The sequence below is a fragment of the Janthinobacterium sp. PC23-8 genome, from assembly GCF_002250505.1.
GTDB lineage: Bacteria > Pseudomonadota > Gammaproteobacteria > Burkholderiales > Burkholderiaceae_D > Janthinobacterium.
The window spans coordinates 592,859-613,213 of record NZ_NJGY01000001.1 but is presented as its reverse complement, the minus strand read 5'-3'; the positions used below and the strand labels follow the sequence as shown (position 1 = coordinate 613,213).

Here is a 20,355-nt window from a genome sequence, read left to right as displayed (position 1 = left end):
ATGGCACGCACTCTCAAACTGAAAATTTACCGTTACGATCCCGACCAGGATGCCAAACCGTACATGCAGGACGTCACCGTCGAGTTGAAAGACACCGACAAGATGCTGCTCGACGCACTGCAGCGTATCAAGTCGGACGTCGATGACTCGCTGGCCCTGCGCCGCTCGTGCCGCGAAGGCGTGTGCGGTTCGGACGCGATGAACATCAACGGCAAGAACGGCCTGGCCTGCACCACCAACCTGAACGAGCTGTCCGAGCCTATCGTGCTGCGTCCGCTGCCAGGCTTGCCGGTGATCCGCGACCTGATCGTCGACATGACGCAGTTCTTCAAGCAGTACGATTCGATCAAGCCGTTCCTGATCAACGAATCGATCCCGCCTGAAAAAGAACGGCTGCAGTCGCCGGAACAGCGCGAAGAGCTCGACGGTCTGTACGAGTGCATCCTGTGCGCCTGCTGCTCCACGTCGTGCCCTTCGTTCTGGTGGAATCCGGACAAATTCGTCGGCCCGGCCGGTCTGTTGCAAGCCTACCGCTTCATCGCCGATTCGCGCGATGAAGCCACCGGCGCGCGCCTGGACAACCTGGAAGACCCGTATCGTCTGTTCCGCTGCCATTCGATCATGAACTGTGTCGACGTTTGCCCGAAAGGGCTGAACCCGAACAAGGCGATCGGCAAGATCAAGGAATTGATGGTGCGCCGCGCGGTCTGATCGTTCAGAACGCATTTCGCCGGCGCCGCTGGCAGGGCAGGGGAGTGGCCCTTGCCCTGCAGGCGGCGCCGGCAAGGCAGTGGCGTGCCCTGACCGGCACGCGCAAGATGGTAAAACCAATGACAGAATCAATTTTATCCTCGCATCAGGCCGACCCGGCCAACCGCTCGCGCCTGCGCTGGCGCTCGCGCCGTGGCCTGCTGGAAAACGACATTATCCTGACCCGTTTTCTCGATGCGCACGAAACCGAATTGACCGACGAGGAAGTCGACGCGCTGACGCGTTTGCTCGATTTGTCGGACAATGCATTAATGGATCTGGTACTGGCCCGTAAAGAGCCGGAAGGCGAAGTCGATCTGCCGCATGTGCGTGCACTGCTGCAACGACTGCGCATTGCCTAGCCGCCTGGGCGATATATTGCAAACGGTGCGAGTGGCGCGCTGTAGCTCCGCAAGACGCGGGGCGAATTGCAGCCAGAATTTTTGATTTTAATTTCGACTCACTCCCGAGAAGGAAGAGCCCATGAATACCTCTGACACAAAAGCTACCCTGTCGTTCTCCGATGGCAGCCCATCGCTTGAATTTCCGATCTACAAAGGCACCGTCGGCCCGGACGTCATCGACATCCGCAAGCTGTACGCCGGTAGCGGCAAGTTCACCTACGACCCCGGCTTTATGTCGACTGCCGCGTGCAATTCGTCGATCACCTATATCGACGGCGACAAGGGCGAACTGCAATACCGCGGATACCCGATCGAACAGCTGGCCGTCAACGCCGACTTCATGGAATCGTGCTACCTGCTGCTGAACGGCGAACTGCCGAACGCGGCGGAAAAAGCCAAGTTCGTCGACACCGTCACCAAGCACACCATGGTGCACGAGCAGATGCAATTTTTCTTCCGCGGCTTCCGCCGCGACGCGCACCCGATGTCGATTCTGGTCGGCACCGTCGGCGCGCTGGCCTCGTTCTACCATGATTCGCTCGACATCAACGACCCGCGCCACCGCGAAGTGTCGGCCATCCGCCTGATCGCCAAGATGCCGACCCTGGTCGCCATGACCTACAAGTACTCGGTCGGCCAGCCGTTCACCTACCCACGCAACGACCTGTCGTACAGCGCCAACTTCATGCACATGATGTTCGCCAACCCGTGCGAAGAGTACAAGGTCAACGACGTGCTGGTGCGCGCCCTGGACCGCATCCTGATCCTGCACGCCGATCACGAGCAGAACGCTTCGACCTCGACCGTCCGCCTGGCCGGTTCGTCGGGCGCCAACCCGTTCGCCTGTATCGCTGCCGGCATCGCCTGCCTGTGGGGTCCTGCCCATGGCGGCGCCAACGAAGCGGCGCTGACCATGCTGAAAGAAATCGGCTCGGTCGACAATATCCCGGCCTTTATCGAGCAGGTCAAGGACAAGAACTCCGGCGTCAAGCTGATGGGCTTTGGTCACCGCGTCTACAAGAACTTCGATCCGCGCGCCAAACTGATGCGTGAAACCTGCTACGAAGTGCTCGAAGAGCTGGGCCTGCAGGACGACCCGCTGTTCAAGCTGGCGATGGAACTGGAAAAGATTGCGCTGAACGACGACTACTTCGTGTCGCGCAAACTGTACCCGAACGTCGACTTCTACTCGGGCATCGTGCAGTCCGCGCTGGGCATCCCGGTATCGTTGTTTACCGGTATCTTCGCCATGGCCCGCACCATCGGCTGGATCGCCCAATGGAACGAAATGATCGCCGACCCGGAACAAAAAATCGGCCGCCCGCGCCAGTTGTTTGTCGGTTCGACCATGCGTGACGTGCCACCCCTGGACCAGCGCGCGTAAGTTTTGCGACTGTCACTGCCGGGCCCTCGGGTCCGGCGCAAAAAAGCGAGCGCGATGCTCGCTTTTTTTTGCCTGCCGCGCAACACAGGTCAGCCGCCGGCGCCGCAAAGCTTACATTTGCTTGCCAAATAAAATCCAAGCAATGGTTGTTGCGTTACAATACTGCGTGCTATTCTAAATGACGGTATGCAGAAATGCTGGCGTAGTAAACAAGCCCTTCCCCACAACTTGATGTGCAATCCGCTAACCGGTCAGGCCGTGTCGCGGAAGGTTAGATTAACCCGCTAATTCCTCGCGAAGCGCGAAGAAAGGTGAGCAATATATGCAGCAATTAACGACCAACTCCTACCTGTTCGGTGGGAATGCTCCGTACGTGGAAGACCTGTACGAAGCGTATCTGAACAATCCCGGCTCGGTGCCCGACAACTGGCGTGCCTACTTCGACGCGATGCAGCACGTGCCCGCCGTCGATGGCACCAACAAGCCCGACGTCGCCCACGCTTCCGTGGTGGCCTCGTTCGCCGAGCGCGCCAAGGCCGGTCCGATCCGCACCGTCACCGCTTCGTTCGACGCTGAAATGGGCCGCAAGCGCGTCGCCGCCACCCAGCTGATCGCCGCCTACCGCTACCTCGGTTCGCACTGGGCCAACCTGGACCCGCTGCAGCGCCAGGAACGTCCGATGATCCCGGAACTGGAGCCGAGCTTCTACGGTTTCAACGATGCCGACATGGACACCGTGTTCAACATCAGCAATACCTATTTTGGCCCCGAGACCGCCACCCTGCGCGATCTGCTGAACTACCTGCGCGACACCTACACGCGCTCGATCGGCGCCGAATTCATGTACATCTCCGACCCGGCCGAAAAGCGCTGGCTGCAGGAGAAACTCGAATCGATCCGCTCGACCCCGAATTTCAGCGCCGAGAAAAAAGTCCACATCCTGGACCGTCTGACGGCGGCCGAAGGTCTGGAGCGCTATCTGCACACCCGCTACGTCGGCCAGAAGCGCTTCTCGCTCGAAGGCGGCGAAACGTTTATCGCCTCGATGGATGAAACCATCCAGCGCGCCGGCGAAAAAGGCGTGCAGGAAATCGTCATCGGCATGGCCCACCGCGGCCGCCTGAACGTGCTGGTCAACACCCTGGGCAAGGCGCCGCAGGAACTGTTCGAAGAATTCGAAGGCAAGCACGGCGACGACCTGCCGGCCGGCGACGTGAAATACCACCAGGGCTTCTCGTCCGACATCTCCACCGCAGGCGGCCCGGTCCACCTGTCGCTGGCGTTCAACCCGTCGCACCTGGAGATCGTCAACCCGGTGGTCGAAGGTTCCGTCAAGGCCCGCATGGACCGCCGCGGCGACGCGCAAGGCGCGCAAGTGCTGCCGATCCTGGTGCACGGCGACGCCGCTTTCGCCGGCCAGGGCGTGGTCATGGAAACGTTGAACCTGGCGCAAACGCGCGGCTACCACACCGGTGGCACGGTGCACATCGTCATCAACAACCAGATCGGTTTCACCACCTCCGACCCGCGCGACGCGCGCTCGACGCTGTACTGCTCGGACGTCGTGAAAATGATCGAAGCGCCGGTACTGCACATCAATGCCGACGATCCTGAAGCGGTGGTGCTGGCGACGCAAATCGCGCTCGACTACCGCATGGAGTTCAAGAAGGACATCGTCCTCGACATCATCTGCTACCGCAAACTGGGCCACAACGAGCAAGATACGCCTGCGCTGACCCAGCCGCTGATGTACAAGAAGATCGGCCAGCACCCGGGCACCCGCAAGCTGTACGCGGACAAGCTGGCGGCGCAGGGCGTGATCCCTGCCGACGGCGGCGACAAGATGGTGGCCGCTTTCCGCGACGCCATGGACGCCGGCAAGCACACGGTCGATCCGGTCATCTCGAACTTCAAGAACAAGTACGCGGTCGACTGGCTGCCGTTCCTGAACAAGAAATGGACCGACTCGGCCGACACCGCCGTGCCGATGACCGAACTCAAACGCCTGGCCACCCGCATCACCACCGTGCCGGAAGAGTTCAAGGTCCACTCGCTGGTGGAAAAAGTCCTGGGCGACCGCGCCACCATGGGCCGCGGCGAACTGAACCTGGACTGGGGCATGGGCGAACACCTGGCCTACGCCTCGCTGGTGTCGTCGGGCTATGCGATCCGTCTGACCGGCCAGGACGCCGGCCGTGGCACGTTCGTGCACCGCCACGCCGTGCTGCACGACCAGAACCGCGAGCGCTGGGATGCGGGTACCTACATTCCGCTGCAAAACGTGTCCGACAGCCAGGCACCGTTCACCGTGATCGACTCGGTCCTGTCCGAAGAGGCCGTGCTGGCCTTCGAATACGGCTATTCGACGGCCGAGCCGAACACGCTGACGATCTGGGAAGCCCAGTTCGGCGACTTCGCCAACGGCGCGCAAGTGGTGATCGACCAGTTCATCAGCTCCGGCGAAGTGAAATGGGGCCGCGCTTCGGGCCTGGTGATGATGCTGCCGCACGGTTACGAAGGCCAGGGTCCCGAGCACTCGTCGGCACGTCCCGAGCGTTTCCTGCAGCTGTGCGCCGACAACAACATGCAAGTGGTACAGCCGACCACGGCCGCACAGATCTTCCACCTGCTGCGCCGCCAGATGGTGCGCCAGTTCCGTAAACCTTTGGTGATCATGACGCCGAAGTCGCTGCTGCGCAACAAGGACGCCGGCTCGCCGCTGACCGACCTGGCCAAGGGCAATTTCCAGACCGTGATCGGCGAAGTCGACGACAAAATCGACGCCAAGAAGGTCAAGCGCGTGATCGCCTGCTCGGGCAAGGTCTACTACGACCTGGTCAACGCACGCAAGACGCGCGGCCAGACGGACACGGCCATCGTGCGCCTGGAACAGCTGTATCCGTTCCCGCACAAGTCGTTCGCCGCCGAACTGAAAAAGTTCCCGAACCTGGTCGAAGTGGTATGGGCCCAGGACGAGCCACAGAACCAGGGCGCCTGGTTCCAGATCCAGCACAATATTTTCGAAGGCCTGGAAGCCGGTCAACGCCTGGCCTACGCCGGCCGTCCCGCTTCGGCGTCGCCTGCTGTCGGTTACTATGACAAGCACTACGCCCAGCAAAAGGATCTGCTGGAAACGGCGTTCTCGAAATTAAAAGGGTTTATCCTTACCAAGTAAGCAAGGATGGAGCGCCGTGCGAGTCGCACGGCTCCTTACCAGGTAATTGATGACGGAGCGCCGCCACTGCTACGCAGCGGCGGCGCCGCAATAACAAAATAAACGGAGTTTTACATGGCACAAATCGAAGTCAAAGTACCCCAGTTGTCGGAATCGGTTGCGGAAGCGACCCTGTTGGCATGGCATAAAAAAGTCGGCGAGCCAGTGGCGCGCGACGAGAACATGATCGATATCGAAACCGATAAAGTGGTACTGGAATTGCCGGCACCAGTCGCTGGCGTGATCGTGCAAATCATCAAGGATAACGGCGCCACCGTGGTCGCCGGCGAAGTCATCGCCATCATCGATACCGAAGGTTCGGCCAAGGTCAGCCCGCTGGAAGTGTCGGCCATCCCCGCACCAGCCCTGGCCGCCGCCGCACAGGAAACCGCGACCGCGTCGGCGCCTGCCGCAGCGGCAACCAAGGGTGACGTGGCCATGCCGGCCGCCGCCAAGATCCTGTCCGAAAAAGGCCTGGCCGCTGGCGACGTCGCCGGTTCCGGCAAAGACGGCCGCGTGACCAAGGGCGACGCCCTGGCCGCTGCCGCCAAGCCAGCCGCTGCCGCGCCTGCGCCGGCTGCCGCCAAACCAGCCCTGCAGCAAGTTGCCGCACCTGCCGCCGCCAGCCTGGGCGACCGTCCGGAAGAGCGCGTGCCGATGAGCCGCCTGCGCGCCCGTATCGCCGAGCGCCTGCTGCAATCGCAATCGACCAACGCCATCCTGACCACGTTCAATGAAGTGAACATGGCGCCAGTGATGGAACTGCGCAACAAGTACAAGGACAAGTTCGAGAAAGAACACGGCGTCAAGCTGGGCTTCATGTCCTTCTTCGTCAAGGCAGCCGTTGCAGCCCTGAAAAAGTACCCGATCATCAACGCCTCGGTCGATGGCAATGACATCGTCTACCACGGCTATTTCGACATCGGTATCGCCGTCGGTTCGCCACGCGGCCTGGTGGTGCCTATCCTGCGCAACGCCGACCAGATGTCGATCGCCGAGATCGAAAAGAAAATCGGCGAATTCGGCGCCAAGGCAAAAGAAGGCAAGCTGACGCTGGACGACCTGACCGGCGGCACCTTCTCGATCTCGAACGGCGGCACCTTCGGCTCGATGCTGTCGACCCCGATCATCAACCCGCCACAATCGGCCATCCTGGGCGTGCATGCGACCAAGGACCGTGCCGTGGTGGAAAACGGCCAGATCGTCGTGCGTCCGATGAACTACCTGGCCATGTCGTATGACCACCGCATCATCGACGGCCGCGAAGCCGTGCTGGGCCTGGTCGCGATGAAGGAAGCGCTGGAAGATCCGGCACGCCTGCTGCTGGACCTGTAATGCCGGAGCTGTAGTACCGCGTTCGCCCCGGCACAGCCGCCGGGGCAGCGCAGGCAGTGCCGTTGTACCCGTGCCAGAAGACGCAGCTGGCTGATCTCAACTCAAAGAGGATTCCCATGAACGTCTCTGAAGAAATCAAGCGTCTGCATGAGTTACACCTGGCTGGCGCATTAAGCGATGCCGAATTTGCGCAAGCCAAGGCCAAGCTATTGGGCGGCATCAACCTGGACGCGCCTGGCACGAGCCATGGCGATGGTCCCGCGAATGACCTGGTACAAGAGTTCAGCCAGCTGCGCCGCTCGCGCGGCGACCGCTGGCTGGGCGGCGTATGTGGCGGCCTCGGTCGCGCTTCCGGCATGGAAGCGTGGATCTGGCGCCTGGTCTTCGTGCTGTTTACGCTGACCTTCGGCTTTGGCGTGGTGATTTACCTTCTATTGTGGATTTTCGTCCCGGACGAAGAGATTGGAATAACAAAACATGAGTACTAAACAATTTGACGTTGTCGTCATCGGCGCCGGCCCTGGCGGCTATATCGCCGCCATCCGCGCCGCCCAGCTGGGCTTCACGGTCGCTTGCGTCGACGAGTGGTCGAACGCCAAGGGCGGCGCCGCTCCCGGCGGCACCTGCACCAACGTCGGCTGCATTCCGTCGAAGGCGCTGCTGCAATCGTCCGAGCATTTCGAACACGCGGGCCACAGCTTCGCCGAGCACGGCATCGATGTCGCCGGGCTGAAGCTGAACCTGGGCCAGATGTTGAAGCGCAAGGACACCGTCGTCAAGCAGAACAACGACGGCATCCTGTACCTGTTCAAGAAGAACAAGATCGCCTTCTTCCACGGCCGCGCTTCGTTCGCCGGCGCCGCTGGCGAAGGCTATGACATCAGCGTGGTTGGCGCCGCCAACGAAACCTTGAGCACGAAACACGTCATCATCGCCACCGGTTCGAACGCACGCGAACTGCCGGGCGCGCCATTCGACGAGAAACTGATCCTGTCGAACACCGGCGCACTGGCGATCGACGCCGTACCGGCCAGGCTGGGCGTGATCGGCGCCGGCGTGATCGGCCTGGAAATGGGCAGCGTCTGGCGCCGCCTCGGTTCTGACGTGACCATCCTCGAAGGCCTGCCAGTGCTGCTGGGAGCGGTTGACGAGCAGATCGCCAAGGAAGCCGGCAAGCTGTTTGCCAAGCAGGGCCTGAAGATCAGCCTCGGTTGCAAGATCGGCGCCATCACGCCGGGCAAGAACGATGTCAGCGTGGAATACGTCGACGCCAAGGGCGAGGCGGTCACCGCCGTGTTCGACAAGCTGATCATCTCGATCGGCCGCACGCCAAACACCAACGGCCTGGCCGCCGAGAAGGTCGGCCTGCAACTGGACGAACGCGGTTTTATCGCCGTCGACGGCGATTGCAAGACCAACCTGCCGAACGTGTGGGCGGTGGGCGACGTCGTGCGCGGCCCGATGCTGGCGCACAAGGCCGAAGAAGAAGGCGTTGCCGTGGCCGAGCGTATCGCCGGCCAGCATGGTCACACCAACTTCAACACGATCCCGTGGGTGATCTACACCTCGCCGGAAATCGCGTGGGTCGGCAAGACCGAGCAAACCCTGAAGGCCGAAGGCATTGCCTACAAGGCCGGCAGCTTCCCGTTCCTGGCCAACGGCCGTGCGCGCGCGCTGGGCGACACCTCCGGCATGGTGAAATTCCTGGCCGACGCGACCACCGACGAAATCCTCGGCGTGCACATCGTCGGTCCGATGGCCTCCGAGCTGATTTCGGAAGCCGTGGTGGCGATGGAATTCAAGGCCTCGGCCGAAGACATCGCGCGTATCTGCCACGCTCACCCGTCCCTGTCGGAAGCGACCAAGGAAGCGGCGCTGGCCGTTGACAAGCGTACCTTGAACTTTTAATCGCAGTTAGCCATACAGGGGCGCTGGCGGCTGTTTTTGCCGCCAGCGCCCTTGCGCGTTGAATCGAGCCCCATGAACGTAGAAGAGTTTTACCAGAACGCGTTGCAGCAGCGCGATTTCAAGGCCGACGCGGCACAGCGCCGCGCCGTCGACCGCCTGCAACAGTGCTATGACGAATGGGTGGCCTACAAGGGCCAGCGCTCGAGCACGTTCAAGCGCCTGATCAACCGTCCGAGCGTGCCGAAAGGCGTGTACATGTGGGGCGGGGTAGGGCGTGGCAAGTCCTTTCTGATGGACAGTTTTTATTCGGTGGTGCCGCTGGTGCGCAAGACGCGCCTGCACTTCCATGAATTCATGCGCGGCGTGCACCAGCAGCTCGATGAATTGAAAGGCGTGGCCGACCCGCTCGATGAAGTGGCCAAACGGATCGCCAGGAAATACCGCCTGATCTGCTTCGACGAATTCCATGTCTCCGACATCGCCGACGCGATGATTTTGTACAACCTGCTGTCGGCCCTGTTCGACAACGGCGTGTCCTTCATCATGACCTCGAACTATGATCCCGACCTGCTGTACCCGGACGGCCTGCACCGCGACCGCATGCTGCCGACCATCGCGCTGTTGAAAGCCAGGCTCGACGTGATGAATGTCGATGCCGGCGTCGACTATCGTGGCCGCGCGCTGGAACAGGTCGACAGCTACTACACGCCGCTCGGCGCGGCCACCGACAAGGCCCTGCGCGACGCCTATGCGCGCATTGCCGAGACGGCCGACGAAGACGCGCGCATCCGTATCGAAAGCCGAGAAATCCACTGCCTGCGCCGCGCCGGCGGCATCATCTGGTTCGATTTCGCCACCTTGTGCGGTGGACCGCGCTCGCAAAATGATTACCTTGAAATCGCCAGCCGTTTTCATACAGTGATATTGTCGGCGATACCGGCCATGTCGGCGGCGCAGTCGTCCGAGGCGCGCCGCTTCACCTGGCTGATCGATGTATTCTATGACCAGAAGGTCAAGCTGATCATGTCGGCCGAAGTGCCGCCCGAGCAGCTCTATACCAATGGCATGCTGGCCAATGAGTTTCACCGCACCGTCTCGCGCATCGTCGAAATGCAATCGCGCGAATACATGGAAAAAGAACAGCGCGGCGCTGCCGACGCGATCGTTTGAAGCAAGGTAAAAAACCAGGATGAAGATCATGACGACGATGATGGGCAGGTGGAGCACGGCGCTGGCATGCGCGCTGCTGCTGTCGGCTTGCGCCACGCAACACCAGGCGGCCATGGATGAGGTGGGCATGCCGCAGGTGGTGCCGACCCTGACGATGGTCGAGGCCGACGCCAGGCTCAAAGAGGTTGCCAGCGAACGCGCCGCCGCCGAGAGCACCTATGCGGCGCGCGAACTGGCGTGTTACGACCGTTTTTTTGTGACCAGCTGCCTGGACCAGGCCAAGAACACGCGGCGCCTGACCCTGGTGCGCCTGCGCGCCATTGAAGCCGAGGCCAGCCATTTCAAGCGGGCCGAATCGGTGCGCCTGCGCGACGCCGACCTGGCGCGCACGCAACAAGTTGCGCGCGATGAGCTGGCCGAACGCACGGCCGCCACGCCGAAGACCATGAAAGTGGTCACGCCCGAGGCGGTACCGACCAGGCCGGGCGGGCCGACCCTGGCCGAGCGCCAGGCCCGGCACGCGGCCGAGGTGAAACAACAGGAGGCCAAGGATCTTGCCGAGGCCCCGCAGCGCAGCGAACGCGAGGCCAATTTTGCGCGCAAGCAGGCCGAAGCCGTAAAGCGCCAGGAAAGAGTGGCCAAGCGTCTGGCCGAGCGTGAAAAAGCGGCTGCCGACAAGGCCGCCCGTGCCGCCGCCGCCGCCAGTGCGCCGCCGCCGCCCATCGGCGTCAACTGACCGTCGATATGGCCGGCCGCAAGGGCCGGCCCTGAAATGGCGTGCCGTATCGCGCGCGGCAGGTTAAACTACGGCCTTGCCGGCGATGCCGGCGTCTGTTTCCCCTACATTATCTGGAACGCAACACATGAGCGATGCACAGCATATACAGCGGCGCCTGATTGAACTGGACGTCGAACACCGTGACCTCGATGCCGTCATCGAATTGCTGGTGCTCGATGGTCATCATGATGAATTGCAACTGCGGCGCCTGAAAAAGCGCAAATTGCAGTTGAAGGACCATATCACCTTGCTGAAAATGCAATTGGTGCCCGATGTGCCTGCCTGAGGGACGCCAGTAGCGTCCGGCCCAGTCCTTACTTAAGTTTATTTTGACCGATCACCAATTATTGCCTGCCAGCCAAGACGGCTTGCCGTCGGACCCCGCCGACGTGGTGCCAGCCGAACCTGGCAAGCACGACGCCGATATCGAGCGCCTGTTTGGCGCCGGCGGCCCGCTCGGTCCGGCGGTGGGCAGCTACAAGCCGCGCCGCTCGCAAACCGAGATGGCCAAGGCCATCGCCCACGCCATCGACAGCCAGACCACCCTGATCGCCGAGGCGGGCACGGGAACCGGCAAGACCTTTGCCTATCTGGTGCCGGCCCTGATGTGGGGCGGCAAGACCATCGTTTCCACCGGCACCAAGAACTTGCAGGATCAGCTGTTCCTGCGCGATATTCCCACCGTGCGCGCCGCCTTGCAGGCGCCGGTCTCGGTCGCCCTGCTCAAGGGACGCTCGAACTACGTCTGCCATTACCACCTGGAACGCACGCTGCAAAATGGGCGCATGACCTCGCGCGACGACGTGGGCCACTTGCGCGAGATTTCGCGCTTTATCAAGATGACCAGCTCCGGCGACAAGGCCGAGCTGGTCAAGGTGCCCGAAAACGCCATGATCTGGAATCTGGTCACGTCCACGCGCGACACCTGCATGGGCGCCGAATGCCAGTATTACCAGGATTGCTTTGTCATGAAGGCGCGCAAGGAGGCCCAGCAGGCCGACGTGGTGGTGGTCAACCATCACCTGTTCTTTGCCGATGTGGCCCTGAAAGACACGGGCGTGGCCGAATTGCTGCCCTCGGCCAACACCATCATCTTCGACGAGGCGCATCAGCTGCCCGATACCGCCACCTTGTTTTTTGGCAATACGGTGTCGACCTCGCAAATCCTCGAGCTGTGCCGCGACGTGCTGGCCGAGGGGCTGGCCCATGCGCGCGGCATCGACTGGGCGAAAACCGTCACGGTGGTGGAAAAGGCCGCGCGCGACCTGCGTCTGACCTTTCCTCAGGATATCGTGCGCCTGTCGCTGCCGCAGATCGCGCCGTCGAGCGATTTTTTTCCCGCGCTCGATACCCTCAAGGACGAGCTCGACGGCATGGTGGCGGTGCTCGACACCCAGGCCGAACGGGCCGAAACGCTGGAACAATGCCGCGTGCGCGGCGTGGAACTGGCGCAGCAGCTGAGCAGCTGGAAGTTCGACCCGAAAGCCAGGGTCGTGGCCGGCGAGGAGGCCGTGTTCTGGGTCGAAGCGTTTTCCAGCTCCTTGCAGCTGCACAAGACGCCGCTGTCGATCGCGCCGATTTTCAACAACCAGCGCGAAGGCACGCCGCGCAGCTGGATCTTCACGTCCGCTACCCTGGCCGTGAAAAATGACTTCAAGCATTTTTCGGAACAGATGGGCCTGACGGGCGAACCGTCCCACACCTGGCCGTCGCCGTTCGACTATGGCCAGCAAGGCCTGCTGTTCGTGCCGCAAAACCTGCCGCAACCCAATTCGCTGGGCTACACGGACGCCGTCATCGACTGCGCCCTGCCGATCATCGAAGCGGCCGGTGGGCGTACTTTTTTCCTGTGCACCACCTTGCGCGCGGTAAAGCGGGCGGCCGAACGCCTGGCCGACGAATTCAGGCAGCGCGGTCTGGACTTCCCGCTGTTCGTGCAGGGCGACCGTGGCCGCACCGAATTGCTGGACCAGTTCCGCGCGGCCGGCAATGGCGTGCTGATCGGCAGCCAGAGTTTCTGGGAAGGCGTCGACGTGCGCGGCGACGCCTTGTCGCTGGTGATCATCGACAAGCTGCCGTTCGCGCCGCCCGACGATCCGGTGCTGGCGGCCCGCATCGAGGTAATGGAAAAGCAGGGCAAGAACGGTTTCATGCACCATTCGCTGCCCGAAGCCATCATCAACCTGAAGCAGGGCGCCGGCCGCCTGATCCGCGACGAAGGCGACCGTGGCGTGCTGATGATCTGCGATCCACGCCTTATTTCCAAGCCGTATGGCAAGCGGATCTGGCAAAGCCTGCCGCCGTTCAAGCGCACGCGCGAGTCCTCGGACGTCATCGAGTTTTTCCGCAGTCTGCCGGCCAAAGTCTAGACGGTTTCCTGGCTGGCGCGCTTGCGCCGGCCAATTTCCCTTTGCATTCAAATAGATAGCGTATCGACGCGCAGCTTGCCTGCGCGCCTGCCGTGCCAGGAAATGGCATGAGCAAGCTTTTTTCTGGTGTAAAAAGCGTAGTCGCAAGTTCATGACAAGGTTTGCGCGTGCGCAAATTGGGACGTACTCAGCGGCTTACAGTGGGAGCATGCCTGCCGCATCCGCGTTCGCGCCAGCGTCCGCGTCCAGGAGCGGGACAGGCACGGCAGCACCAGGGTAAAGGAGCAGGGGGATGCCATGGAGATCCGCTACGGCTGTTTCTTGAGCTATGCACACGGAAACTTCGCTTTCATGAACAAGTTCAAGAATGATCTGGTGGAAGCCCTGTCGTGCTATCTGGAACCCCACCTCGACCGCGAAGACGCCCTGTTCATCGACAGCGAACAACTTGGCGGCGGCGACGACCTCGATCTGCGCGTGGCGCGCGCCATGTGCGAAAGCGTGTGCATGATCGTGCTGTACACGCCGAAATACGAAGCGCATGGCTATACGCGGCGCGAGTTCGCCGCCATGCAACTGATCGAACAGGAGCGCCGCAACTGGTACGAGCTGCCCAGCCACCTGATCATCCCCATCATCATGACGCAGCATACCGAGGGCTTGCCGGCGCAAATCGCCGGCCCCGGCTTCTACGTCGATTTTTCCGCCTACACGCTGGCCAGCGGCGAGCTGAAGTCGAATCCGCAGTTTTTGCCCGATATCAAGAAAATCGTGCAGCGTATCGCCAGGCATTATCAAATGCTTAAGCGCTCGACACCGCCTGGCCATGATTGCAGCCGCTTCGTCCTGCCGGAGATCCCGCCGCAGTGGCGGGCCGTGCCGCCCCCTCACTTCCCACGTTAAAGGTCCCCGCCATGGAATGCCCACGCCTGTCCCTGCCGCCTTTGAGCGCCCCTGGTGAAGTCGTCACCTTTTATTCCTACAAGGGCGGTACCGGCCGCACCATGGCCCTGTCGAATATCGCCGTGCTGCTGGCGCGCCGCGACAACGCCAGCGTGCCGGTGCTGATGCTGGACTGGGACATGGAAGCGCCCGGGCTGCACCACTATTTTGATCAGCACGAGGAATGCCCTGGCGTGCTGGAGTTTTTCGAGGCTTGCCGCGAACAGCTGGAACAACTGGGCGCGACGCACGGCGAGGGCGGCGCGCAGGACGACGCGGCGCTGGCCGAGCGCGTGCTCGACGCCATCGACTGGCAGCAATACGTGGTGCGGGTCGACCAGGGCAGTCCGCTGTACCTGATGCGCGCCGGGCGCTTCGACGCCAGCTACAGCGAGCGGCTGGCGCAAATGCGCTGGGATCAATTGTTCGACGCCTGCCCGGCGCTGTTTCGCTGCTTTGCCGATACGCTGGCGCGGCATTTCCGCTACGTGCTGGTCGACTCGCGCACGGGGCGCACCGACAGCGCCGGCATCTGCACCACCTTGCTTCCAAAGAAACTGGTGGTGGTGTTCACGCCGAACCGGCAAAGCCTGGAAGGCGTCGATGCGCTGGTGACGCGCGCCATCGAGTACCGGCGCAGCCATGAAGACGAACAGCGCCCCTTGCTGGTGTACCCATTGCCGTCGCGCATAGAAATGGGCGACGGTGCGCAACGCGCCGAATGGCGGCGTGGCGACAGCTACAAGGGCATCGCCGGCTACCAGCCGATGTTCGAGCGCCTGCTGCGCAACTCCTACGGCTTGCCGCAGATCGCGCTCGACAGTTATTTCGATGAAGTGCAGTTGCAGCAGACCAAGACCTTCGCCTATGGCGAGCAGTTGGCCGTGCGCATCGACCAGGGCGGCGACCGCTTTTCGCTCACGCGCACCTTCGAAGCGTTTTTGCAGTGGCTGACAGGCGGCTATTTTCCATGGCAATCGAGCCGCGAGATCGGCCTCTTGGCCGCCATCGAGGAAGCCCGCAGGGCGCTGCAGCTGGAGCCGGGCCGCGCCGTGGCTTTGCCGCTGGCGCGCGATCTGGCCCGGTTGGGCGAGCTGTACCGCAAAGACGGCCGGCCGGAACCGGCATTGGACGCTTTCCGGCAAAGCGTGGAGATCCGCACCCGCGTCCTCGGTGGCGAGCATATCGATACCCTGGCCGGCAAGAGCGGCATGGCGCGCCTGCTGCGCCAGCTGGGCAGCCTGGACGAAGCGCGCCGGCTGGAAGAAGACGTGGCTGGAGCGCGCGCACGGCTGCAGGGCGCCGAACATGCCGACACCCTGGCCGCCAAGGCCTGCCTGGCGCAGACCATGGTACGCCAGGGCGATTATGCGGCCGCGCTGGCCTTGCAGGATGCGGTGCTGGCCAGCCAGTTGCGCCAGCTGGGCGCCGAGCATCCGCGCACCCTCGGCGCGATGGAGTGTCGCGCCGCCACCTTGCTGCACATGGGCAAGCTCGACGAGGCGCGGCAATTGCTGGTCACCGTGGTCGCCGCGCGCACGCGGCTGTTTGGCGCCGAGCATGGCGACACCCTGCACAGCAAACTGGTATTGGCCCAGGTGCTGGGGCGGCAGGGCGAGCTGGACGGCGCACGCCTGCTGCTCGACGCCATCCTGCAGGCGCAGGAGCGCACGCTGGGCCTCGACCATCCAGCTACCCTGGCCACGCGCGACCGCCTGGCCGATATCATGGCCGGGCTCGGCGACTGGGCTGGCGCGCGCCAGTTGCATGAAAACCAGGTGGCGGCGCGCGAGCGCACGCGCGGACTCGACCATCCTGAAACGCTGATGAGCCAGCGCAAGCTGGCCGAAGCGCTGCTGCGGCGCGGTGAGTTCGAAGCCGCCCGCAGCGTGCAGGAGCAGGTGCTTGAAGTGCATGCGCGCGTGCTGGGCGAGGACCATCTCGATACCCTGCACAGCCGGAGGCAACTGGCCGGTACCGTGCAGCAGCAAGCCATCCTGGCCGAGCATGACGCGGCCTATACGCAGGAGCCGGAGACCCTGACCAGCATGATCGCCATGTTGCAGGCCATGATCGAGCGCGAGCAATACCGCCAGGCCGGCGAGCTGGCCGGACACCTGAAGTCCAGCCTGTTGCGCCCCGGCGTGCCGGGCAAGCTGCGCAAGCGCGGCATGGTTCAGCTCAAGCTCCTGTACAAGCTGCAGGGCGACCTCGAGGCGCTGTTCGCGCTGCAGGAAGATGAGGTGCAGGCGTTGGAAGGGGCGCTGTCGGAAGCGGGCATCGAACAACGTTGACGCGGGGTTGTCTGGAATGCAAAAAAATGCCGCATTGCATCGTCGCAGGCACGCAGCGCAGGCCTTGCTTCGGTTAAAATCGCGGCATGAGAATCTTAATCAGTAATGACGATGGCTACCTTGCGCCGGGCCTGGCCGCTCTGGCCGATGCGCTGGCGCCAATTGCCGACATCGTGGTGGTGGCGCCCGACAGCAACCGCTCGGGCGCGTCCAACTCCCTGTCGCTGGACCGGCCGCTGTCGGTGCACAAGGCCGGCAACGGCTTTTATTATGTCAACGGCACGCCGACCGACTGCGTGCACGTGGCGCTGACCGGCATGATGTTCGAGCGCCCCGACCTGGTGGTGTCCGGCATCAACAATGGTCCCAACATGGGCGATGACACCCTGTATTCGGGCACGGTGGCGGCCGCCACGGAAGGCTATCTGTTCGGCATCCCGGCGATGGCTTTTTCGCAGTCCGAATTCGGCTGGGCCAATCTGGACGCCGCTGCCCGCGTGGCGCGCGACATCGTCGAGCGGCGTTTTGACGAACTGCAAAAACCGTATCTGCTGAACGTGAATATCCCTGCCATTCCCTACGAGCAATTGCAGGGCATGGCTGCCACGCGGCTGGGCAAGCGTCATTCGGCCGAGCCGGTGATCCGCGCGCTCGATCCGCGCGGGCGCGAAATCTTCTGGATCGGCCCGGTGGGCGCGACCCGGGAAGGCGGCCCCGGCACGGATTTCCATGCGGTGGCGCAAGGGCAGGTTTCGATCACCCCGCTGCAGATCGACCTGACCCATGTGACGCAACTGGGCGCACTGGCAAAAGGCCTGGCATGAGCGACAAGCCACGCAGTTTTCCTTTATCGCTCGATGCGCTGGCCGGCAAGCCGTCGCGCCAGGGCAAGGGGCCGACGCTGGCACAGTCGCGCATCGTGCGGCCGCAAACGGCGACGCAGAATGCGGCGCAAAACGCCGGGCGCGGCGCGGCGCCCGTGTACGGCGCGCCAAACGGCATCACGCCGTCGCGCGCCCAGGCGATCGCGAACGAACGCGCGCAGCCGGTGCCGGTGGCGGCACCAAGGCAAAATCCGCTGGTGTCGGACGCCGTGCGGCGCGCCATGGTGGTCAGGGTCGCCAGGCATGGCGTCAAGGACCAGCTGGTGCTCGACGCCATGCAGGCCGTGCCGCGCCATCTGTTCGTGGACGAGGCGTTCGCCTCGCAGGCGTATATCGACGCGTCCTTGCCGATCGGCCACCAGCAGACCATTTCCCAGCCGTATATCGTGGCGCGCATGATCGAAGTGATGCGCAATGGCGGCGCGCTGCAGCGCGTGCTCGAGATCGGCACCGGCTGCGGCTACCAGGCGACGGTGCTGTCGCGGGTGGCGAAAGAGGTATTTTCCATCGAGCGCATCAAGCCGCTGCACGAACTGGCCAAGGCCAACCTGCGCCCGCTGCGCGTGCCGAACCTGCGCTTGCAGTATGGAGATGGTATGCTAGGCTTGCCGCAGGCGGCGCCCTTTGACGGGATCATCCTTGCCGCAGCCGGCCTGGAAGTGCCGCAAGCCCTGTTGGAGCAATTGACGATAGGCGGGCGCCTGGTGGCGCCGGTGGGCGACAAATTGCAGCATTTACAACTCATTACCCGGGTAGGAAAAATGGAATGGACCAGCGCAGCCCTGGAAGACTGCCATTTTGTGCCTTTGCGCCCGGGGACCATCTGATCCGCGGATCAATCAGCAAGCAGGACAGACAACGACATGCGAATGATGAAACAAACCAAGGTACTTCTCAGCGGCGTCACGCTGGCCATACTGCTTAGTGCTTGCGGCACCACCGGCGTGCAGGCGCCCGTCGTCGAACGCCAGCATGCGCCGGGCGCTACCTCAGCGAGCGAGGCGCGTGACCGCGATCCCGCCCTGTACACGGTCAAACGCGGCGACACCCTGCTGCGCATCGCGCAAGAACACGGTCAGAACTTCCGCGACCTGGTGCTGTGGAATGAGCTCGCCAATCCGAACGACATCAAGGTCGACCAGGTGCTGCGCGTGCTGCCGCCGAGCGGCGAGGCGGGCGGCGCCCAGACCTCGGCCGTCGTCATGCCGGCCGTCACGGAAGTGCGCAGCGCCGCGCCGGTGGTGCCGAAAAAGTCCGGTCCGCGCGGCGAGAAACGCCCGTATTCCGATGCGACCCTGGCCGAGCTGCGCAGCGATGCCGGCGTGACCGACACCGCGCCGCCGGCGGCGCCCCTGGCCGTGCCGGCCAAGCCTGCGGTTGCCGTCGTGCCGGCGGGCGCGCCGGCCGCCGCTGCCACCGCCGCGCCAGCGAACGGCGATGAAAAGCTCAGCTGGATGTGGCCTTCCGAAGGCAAGGTGATCGGCACCTTTGACGAAGGCAAGAACAAGGGCGTCGATATCGCCGGCAAGGCCGGCCAGCAAGTGGTGGCCGCCGGCGCCGGAAAAGTCATGTACGCTGGCAGTGGCATCCGTGGTTATGGTAATCTTGTTATCGTGAAGCACAGTAACAGTTTATTGTCGGCTTACGCGCATAACCGCAGCATCCTGGTGAAGGAAGGGCAGAGCGTCAACAAGGGCCAGGCCATCGCCGAAATGGGCGACTCCGATGCCGACCGCGTCAAGCTGCACTTTGAAATCCGCCAGCAGGGCAAGCCTGTCGATCCGTCCAAGTTCCTGCCTAACCGTTAGGTAAAGCAATGAAAAACGCGCCGCACGATCCGCATGCTGATGAGCCGGACCCGCACGACGAAGTGCTGGACGAGGTCATCACTGATGATGAAAGCGAGCTCGACGGCGTAGATCCGGCCGAGGCCGGGGGTGATAACGTGGCCGTCGCCAGCGTGCTGGTCGACAGTGTCGATGAGTTGAAAAAAGTGCTGGCGGCCGAACTGTCGACCGATACCACCCAGCACTACCTGAACCAGATCGGCACGCGAGCGCTGCTGACGGCGGCGCAGGAAGTGCATTACGCGACCCTCGCCAAGCAGGGCAATTTCGACGCGCGGCAAACCATGATCGAGCACAACCTGCGCCTGGTCGTGTCGATCGCCAAGCATTACATCAATCGCGGCGTGGTGCTGCTCGACATGATCGAGGAGGGTAACATCGGCCTGATGCGCGCCATCGACAAGTTCGAGCCCGAGCGCGGTTTCCGCTTTTCCACCTACGCCACCTGGTGGATACGGCAAAGTATCGAGCGCGCCATCATGAACCAGGCGCGCACGGTGCGCCTGCCGGTACATATGGTGCGCGAGCTGAACCAGATCCTGCGCGGCAAATACCACCTCGAAGCGCAGCACCACGACGGCAAGGACGCCTCGGCCGAAGACATCGCCCACCTGGTGGGCCGGCCGGTGGAAGAGGTGCAGGATATCCTGGCCCTGTCCGAACACGCCACCTCGCTCGACGCGCCGCTGGATAACGATCCGCAATCGTCGTTGATGGACATGCTGCCCGGCGCCAGCGAAGACAGCCCCGACGCGCGCGCCGAACACCATGAAATGACGGTGCTGGTGCGCGACTGGCTGAGCAAGTTGCCCGACAAGCAGCGCGTGGTGATCATGCGCCGCTTCGGCCTCGACAACGACGATCCGGCCACGCTGGAAACGCTGGCCGAGGAAATGGGCGTCACGCGCGAACGGGTGCGCCAGATCCAGCAGGAAGCCCTGATCAAGTTGAAACGCGCCATGGCCGCGCGCGGCGTGGTCAGAGATTCCTTGCTGTAGTCCCCCGGGCCGGCAATTGCTGGCCTGCATCTGCTATCATACGCCCCGCTCGCGGCGCCTGACCTTTCCCCATTCTCC

17 protein-coding genes are annotated in these 20,355 nt (G+C 63.0%); all 17 read left to right on the top strand.

The window, feature by feature from the left end:
* The 17 genes from CD932_RS02755 to rpoS all read left to right on the top strand — a co-directional run bounded on the left by CD932_RS02755 (position 1) and on the right by rpoS (position 20,277).
* Positions 1 to 711 carry a succinate dehydrogenase iron-sulfur subunit gene (locus CD932_RS02755; RefSeq protein ID WP_094441294.1) on the top strand — a complete coding sequence of 237 codons (711 nt, stop codon included), beginning with the start codon at positions 1 to 3 and terminating at the stop codon, positions 709 to 711.
* Positions 712 to 830: 119 nt separating this feature from the next.
* Positions 831 to 1,112, top strand: coding sequence for a succinate dehydrogenase assembly factor 2 (locus CD932_RS02750; protein ID WP_094443412.1), 282 nt, complete (start codon positions 831 to 833; stop codon positions 1,110 to 1,112).
* 121 nt (positions 1,113 to 1,233) lie between these two features.
* Positions 1,234 to 2,538 (top strand): citrate synthase, encoded by a 1,305-nt coding sequence (gltA, locus tag CD932_RS02745; protein ID WP_094441293.1) that lies wholly within the window; start codon positions 1,234 to 1,236, stop codon positions 2,536 to 2,538.
* Positions 2,539 to 2,860: 322 nt separating this feature from the next.
* A complete protein-coding gene (locus CD932_RS02740) occupies positions 2,861 to 5,713 on the top strand; it encodes a 2-oxoglutarate dehydrogenase E1 component (protein ID WP_094441292.1) in 2,853 nt (950 codons plus the stop codon).
* A 114-nt stretch (positions 5,714 to 5,827) separates the two neighbouring features.
* Positions 5,828 to 7,087 carry a 2-oxoglutarate dehydrogenase complex dihydrolipoyllysine-residue succinyltransferase gene (odhB, locus tag CD932_RS02735; RefSeq protein ID WP_094441291.1) on the top strand — a complete coding sequence of 420 codons (1,260 nt, stop codon included), beginning with the start codon at positions 5,828 to 5,830 and terminating at the stop codon, positions 7,085 to 7,087.
* A 116-nt stretch (positions 7,088 to 7,203) separates the two neighbouring features.
* Entirely contained in the window at positions 7,204 to 7,575 is a 372-nt protein-coding gene (locus tag CD932_RS02730; RefSeq protein ID WP_094441290.1) for a PspC domain-containing protein, read from the top strand.
* Positions 7,565 to 8,995, top strand: coding sequence for a dihydrolipoyl dehydrogenase (lpdA, locus tag CD932_RS02725; protein WP_094441289.1), 1,431 nt, complete (start codon positions 7,565 to 7,567; stop codon positions 8,993 to 8,995). Before CD932_RS02730 ends, lpdA begins: the two co-directional genes overlap by 11 nt.
* Positions 8,996 to 9,067: 72 nt before the next feature.
* Entirely contained in the window at positions 9,068 to 10,165 is a 1,098-nt protein-coding gene (zapE, locus tag CD932_RS02720) for a cell division protein ZapE (RefSeq protein WP_094441288.1), read from the top strand.
* Positions 10,166 to 10,193: 28 nt separating this feature from the next.
* Positions 10,194 to 10,901: a hypothetical protein gene (locus tag CD932_RS02715; RefSeq protein ID WP_141213153.1), complete on the top strand. Its 708-nt coding sequence runs from the start codon at positions 10,194 to 10,196 to the stop codon at positions 10,899 to 10,901.
* A gap of 127 nt (positions 10,902 to 11,028) precedes the next feature.
* Positions 11,029 to 11,229 carry a YdcH family protein gene (locus tag CD932_RS02710; RefSeq protein WP_065310554.1) on the top strand — a complete coding sequence of 67 codons (201 nt, stop codon included), beginning with the start codon at positions 11,029 to 11,031 and terminating at the stop codon, positions 11,227 to 11,229.
* 61 nt (positions 11,230 to 11,290) lie between these two features.
* Entirely contained in the window at positions 11,291 to 13,312 is a 2,022-nt protein-coding gene (locus CD932_RS02705; RefSeq protein ID WP_254926433.1) for an ATP-dependent DNA helicase, read from the top strand.
* A 297-nt stretch (positions 13,313 to 13,609) separates the two neighbouring features.
* Positions 13,610 to 14,215 (top strand): toll/interleukin-1 receptor domain-containing protein, encoded by a 606-nt coding sequence (locus tag CD932_RS02700; protein WP_094441286.1) that lies wholly within the window; start codon positions 13,610 to 13,612, stop codon positions 14,213 to 14,215.
* Positions 14,216 to 14,226: 11 nt separating this feature from the next.
* Complete coding sequence (locus tag CD932_RS02695) at positions 14,227 to 16,548, top strand: tetratricopeptide repeat protein (RefSeq protein WP_094441285.1); 2,322 nt, start codon at positions 14,227 to 14,229, stop codon at positions 16,546 to 16,548.
* An 86-nt stretch (positions 16,549 to 16,634) separates the two neighbouring features.
* Positions 16,635 to 17,372, top strand: a complete 738-nt coding sequence (gene surE, locus CD932_RS02690) for a 5'/3'-nucleotidase SurE (protein ID WP_094441284.1) — start codon at positions 16,635 to 16,637, stop codon at positions 17,370 to 17,372.
* A complete protein-coding gene (locus tag CD932_RS02685; RefSeq protein WP_094441283.1) occupies positions 17,369 to 18,259 on the top strand; it encodes a protein-L-isoaspartate(D-aspartate) O-methyltransferase in 891 nt (296 codons plus the stop codon). Before surE ends, CD932_RS02685 begins: the two co-directional genes overlap by 4 nt.
* A gap of 42 nt (positions 18,260 to 18,301) precedes the next feature.
* The gene (locus tag CD932_RS02680) at positions 18,302 to 19,240 is read left to right on the top strand and encodes a peptidoglycan DD-metalloendopeptidase family protein (protein ID WP_094441282.1); all 939 of its coding nucleotides are present in this window, start codon (positions 18,302 to 18,304) and stop codon (positions 19,238 to 19,240) included.
* An 8-nt stretch (positions 19,241 to 19,248) separates the two neighbouring features.
* Positions 19,249 to 20,277 carry an RNA polymerase sigma factor RpoS gene (gene rpoS, locus CD932_RS02675; RefSeq protein WP_094441281.1) on the top strand — a complete coding sequence of 343 codons (1,029 nt, stop codon included), beginning with the start codon at positions 19,249 to 19,251 and terminating at the stop codon, positions 20,275 to 20,277.
* Positions 20,278 to 20,355: the final 78 nt, after the last annotated feature.